The organism is Phocaeicola coprophilus DSM 18228 = JCM 13818, assembly GCF_000157915.1.
Classification (GTDB): Bacteria; Bacteroidota; Bacteroidia; order Bacteroidales; family Bacteroidaceae; genus Phocaeicola; species Phocaeicola coprophilus.
On the sequence record NZ_EQ973651.1, the window covers coordinates 161,620 to 166,422 of the forward strand.

Genomic DNA, 4,803 nt, shown 5'->3' on the forward strand with positions numbered 1-4,803 from the left:
GTTATGATTATACAGACTGCTTCCGTTGGGTGAGTCCGGAATTTGCAAAGGCAGATCTGGTGATTGGTAACCTGGAAGTACCTTTGGGAGGAAAACCTTATACGGGATATCCTGCATTCAGTGCTCCTGATTCTTATTTGAAATCACTTCGGCAGGCTGGGGTAGATGTGTTGCTTACAGCCAACAATCACTGTCTGGATCGGGGGAAGATGGGACTGGAGCGTACCATCTGTCTGCTGGATTCTTTTCGGGTACCTCATGTCGGGACTTATCGTACCCGGCAGGAACGGCTGGATTTTTACCCGTTGCTGGTGGAGCGAAAAGGATTTCGCGTAGTCTTTCTGAATTACACGTATGGTACAAACGGTTTACGTCCGGTAACGCCTAATGTGGTCAATTATATAGATTGCGATCAGATGAGGCGGGATATTCTGAAAGCCCGTCTGATGAAGCCTGATGTATTGATTGCCTGTATGCACTGGGGAGTGGAATATCAGTCTCTTCCCCGTTCGGAAGAACGTGCGTTGGCCGATTGGCTGCTGAAGATGGGAGTGGATCATGTAATCGGAGCGCATCCACACGTGATACAGCCTGTTGAAGTCCGGGAGGACTCTCTTTCTCCGACACGTCACCTGGTAGCCTATTCATTGGGAAACTTTGTTTCTAATATGAGTGCTCCTCAGACAGACGGAGGGATGGCTGTAAAATTATTGCTTCGTCGGGTGGAAGGCAAAACCCGTCTGGTCGATTGTGCCTATGCTTTGGTCTGGACTTCCCGTCCGGTATTGAGTGGGAAAAAGAATTTTCAGGTATATCCGGCCGGAATGGATGAAAACAAAATGCATATGTCTGAGAAACAGCGCATGAAGGCATATCTGGAAGGAGCCCGTAAGCTGCTGGGAAAGCATGGTAAAGGAATTCGTGAATATTTTTTGAATAAAAAGAGACGAAATGTTTGCAGATTCAAAATAAATGTCTACCTTTGCAATCGCTTTTGAAAAGGTAATCAACATGGTGACTATAGTTCAGTTGGTTAGAGCGTCAGATTGTGGTTCTGAATGTCGTGGGTTCGAGTCCCACTAGTCACCCCCTCTTTTCGAAGTTTCTTTTTTTACCAACATGGTGACTATAGTTCAGTTGGTTAGAGCGTCAGATTGTGGTTCTGAATGTCGTGGGTTCGAGTCCCACTAGTCACCCCTACAAGAGGCTGTTTCCGTCAAAAAGGAGACAGCCTTTTTTGTGTCTGGATATTTCTGTTTTTCCGGCTACTTGCTTGTGTATGTTCAGAAATTTTGCGAATATTGCATATAGATGAAGAACTCATCACGGCTCTGTTAAGTTCAGAAGCGTGAAATAGCAACTAAATAGGTCATAATATGGAAGATGAGAAACTGTGGCAAAGAATGTTGTCTGGGAAAATGTATAATGATTTGTCAAGTGAACTGATGAGGAAAAGAAATGATGTTGTATTGTTGACAAATCGTTATAACCGCAGCTATGGTGAAGCACAAAGGGTTCGTGAGAGTATATTGAGAGATATATTAGGGGGGATGGGTGAGAATGTCAATTTTGAACCCGATTTCAGATGTGAGTTTGGTTCCAATATATTTATAGGAAATAACTTCTTTGCAAATTTTGACTGTGTTATATTGGACTGCAATCGTATCGTCATAGGAAATAATGTTTTGTTCGGTCCGCGTGTTGGATTATATGCAGGTAACCATGCAATACATCCTGAAGACAGAGTGGCAGGCGGATGTTATTCAAAGCCCATCACAATAGGTGATAATGTGTGGGTAGGTGCAGGCGTTCATATTATGGGAGGTGTTACAATAGGTCGAAATTCCATAATAGGAGCTGGCAGTGTTGTTACAAAAGATATTCCAGAGAATGTGATTGCTGCTGGGTTACCATGCAGAATGATCAGGGAGATTACTGAAGAAGACAGGAATCCGGATTTTTAATTGAATATTTAGCAGAAGAATAATACTGATAAGGATTATTCGACAGTATTAATGATATAAATAAAAGAAATATGAGAAATTTTGATTATCAGACCCCGACACGACTGATCTTCGGACGTGATGTTGTGGCGGGGCTTCCTGAAGTGATGCGTCCGTTCGGACGTCGTGTCTTGCTGACCTACGGAGGCGGAAGTATCAAGCGAATCGGACTGTATGACCGTGTCAGAGAATTACTGAAAGACTTTGAGATTTTTGAACTGGGCGGGATTGAACCGAATCCGAAGTATTCCACCAGTGTTGTGGAGGGGGTACGGATTTGTAAGGAACAACAGATCGATGTCATTCTTTCCGTTGGGGGAGGTTCGGTACTTGACTGTTCGAAAGCCATTGCCGGTGGAGCCAAGTATGATGGTGAAACCTGGGACCTGATTACCGGTAAGGCTCCTACTTTGGCTGCCCTTCCGATTGTTGATATCCTGACTCTGGCTGCTACGGGCAGTGAATATGATGCCGGAGGTGTCATTTCGCGTACGGAAACCAATGATAAGATTGCTTACATCGATCCACATCTGTTCCCTGCATGTTCTTTCCTTGATCCGACTTATACGTTTACGGTCAATGCCAAACATACGGCAGCGGGAGTGGCTGATGCCATCAATCATGTGATGGAGCAGTATTTCACCCATGCTTCCAATTCTGTAGCTGACGGTTTTTGTGAAACCCTTGTCAAGACTTTGATGAAATATGCACCGGTTGCGCTGGAGAAGCCCGATGACTATGAAGCCCGTGCGGAGATTATGTATGCCTGTACCTTTGGCTGCAACGGCTTGCTGGCTCTCGGAACAGCAGGGTCTCCCTGGCCGATGCATGGTATTGAACATGCTCTTTCGGCTTATTATGACATTACACATGGAGAAGGACTGGCCATTATTACTCCGCACTGGATGCGCCATGTATTTAATGAGCGTACACAGGAACGTTTCGTGAAGTTTGGCTTGAATGTGTTCGGACTGTCAGCAGACATGGCTCCGGCCGAGATCGCAGAGCAGACCATTGTATGTACTTCTCAGTTCTTTAAGAGTCTGGGTATGCCGATGACCTTGCGCGAAGTCGGTATTGATGACTCCCGTCTGGAAGAAATGGCCCATCACGTTGCCGTTAATGAAGGACTGAATGCACCGGGTACCTTTGCTCCGCTGAATGAGCAGGATATCCTGTCCATTCTGAAGGCAGCGCTGTAAATCAGAAAGAAACTCTCTGTTCCAGCCTTTGGTGTGACAGCTTTGGGTTGGAACAGGGTATTATAACAGATAACTTTAGATCAAACCTGTAAAAACAATACTGACACATATGAAGAGAATCGCTCTATTGGGACTGGCTGTGATGACTGTGGCTATGTCATACGCTCAGAGGATTAGCGGAACCTGGAAAGGAATGCTGAATGCGGGAAATCAGAAGCTGGAAATTGTTTTTCATTTCGATCCGTCGAAAGATGGAGGCGGTGCTGCTACCATGGATGTCCCTGCACAAAGTGCCATGGGTATTCCTGTTCGTCTGAATCTGCTGTCAGCCGATTCCGTCAGTCTGGATGTCCTGGCTCTTCTGATGGAATATACCGGGAAACTGAACAATGGAGTAATCACCGGTACTTTCAGACAGTTCGGTGTGGCATTCCCGTTGGAGTTGAAGGCTGGAGATGCCGGAAAGCCCAACCGTCCTCAGGAACCGGAAAGTCCGTTGGGGTATAAGACAGAGGAAGTTACTTTCACCAATCAGAAAGCTCATGTTTCTCTTGCCGGTACGCTGACTTATCCGGTCAATTATACTCCGGACAAAAAAGTACCTGTGGTAATCATGGTTACCGGAAGTGGTGCCCAGAATCGGGATGAAGAGGTGTTTGCTCACAAACCTTTTAGGGTGATAGCTGACTACCTGGCTAAACAGGGGATTGCTTCTTTGCGATATGATGACAGAGGAGTAGGTCAGTCGACCGGGAATCAGGCCGGATGTACTTCGGCTGACTTTGCGGAAGATGCAGCTTGTGGACTTTCATGGTTAAAGAGCAGCGGAAAATTCAATCAGGTCGGGATATTGGGACATAGTGAAGGAGGGCTGATAGCCTTTATGTTGGGAGCTGAAGGAAAAGCAGATTTTTTGGTGAGCATGGCCGGACCTGGAATCAAAGGAGATAGTTTGCTGGTTGAGCAGCAGAATGCTCTTTTCAAGCTGAAAGGAATTCCTTCCAATGTGAGTGTCAGTACTTTGCGGAAAAGTATGGCCACTCAGCCAGGGAATGTATGGCTGGAATATTTTATGGATTATGATCCGCGGCCGGATCTGGAAAGAATTACCATCCCGGTTATGGCTGTCAACGGAAGTAATGATATGCAGGTTCTTTCAGACAGTAATATCAGTGCTATCCGGAACTGTCTTTCCGGGAAGAACAGCAAAAATCTTATCAAGGTATATCCCGGATTGAATCATTTGTTCCAGCATTGTGAACCTGCTTCCTCCATGGATTATTATAAGATTGAGGAAACCTGTTCACCAGAAGTTCTCCGGGATATAGCAGCTTGGATCAATAGTCTGTAGAAATGACTTGTTGTCAATACCGGCAATTATACCATCCATGTATGACGTTTAACAAAATAGTGTATGAAAAAAGTATTAGGCATATTTATAATGTTATTATTTGCATGTACATCCAGGGATAAAAATGAAATACCGACACTCTCTGTAGATTTACATTCGTCAGATGTTTCTTTCGAAGACTTGTTCTCAAAAATAGAGATCATACCTTTGGAGACATCTGATAGTTGTTTGCTGGTGGATGTAGAGA

General features: G+C 45.0%; 4 protein-coding genes, 2 tRNA genes and 1 pseudogene. All 7 read left to right on the forward strand.

Annotation, left to right across the window (positions count from 1 at the left end; all coding sequences use genetic code 11):
• Positions 1-998: CapA family protein (locus BACCOPRO_RS16580; protein ID WP_008145423.1), on the forward strand; the 998-nt coding region annotated here is incomplete at its 5' end.
• A gap of 16 nt (positions 999-1,014) precedes the next feature.
• Positions 1,015-1,088: transfer RNA gene (locus BACCOPRO_RS16585), tRNA-His, on the forward strand.
• A 34-nt stretch (positions 1,089-1,122) separates the two neighbouring features.
• Positions 1,123-1,196 (forward strand) — tRNA-His (locus tag BACCOPRO_RS16590).
• A gap of 180 nt (positions 1,197-1,376) precedes the next feature.
• Positions 1,377-1,964, forward strand: coding sequence for a sugar O-acetyltransferase (locus tag BACCOPRO_RS16595; RefSeq protein ID WP_008145425.1), 588 nt, complete (start codon positions 1,377-1,379; stop codon positions 1,962-1,964).
• A 71-nt stretch (positions 1,965-2,035) separates the two neighbouring features.
• Positions 2,036-3,205, forward strand: coding sequence for an iron-containing alcohol dehydrogenase (locus BACCOPRO_RS16600; protein ID WP_008145426.1), 1,170 nt, complete (start codon positions 2,036-2,038; stop codon positions 3,203-3,205).
• Between the two features lie 109 nt (positions 3,206-3,314).
• The gene (locus BACCOPRO_RS16605) at positions 3,315-4,556 is read left to right on the forward strand and encodes an alpha/beta hydrolase family protein (RefSeq protein ID WP_008145427.1); all 1,242 of its coding nucleotides are present in this window, start codon (positions 3,315-3,317) and stop codon (positions 4,554-4,556) included.
• Positions 4,557-4,619: 63 nt separating this feature from the next.
• Positions 4,620-4,803: pseudogene (locus BACCOPRO_RS17695) on the forward strand (6-bladed beta-propeller); the annotation flags it as partial.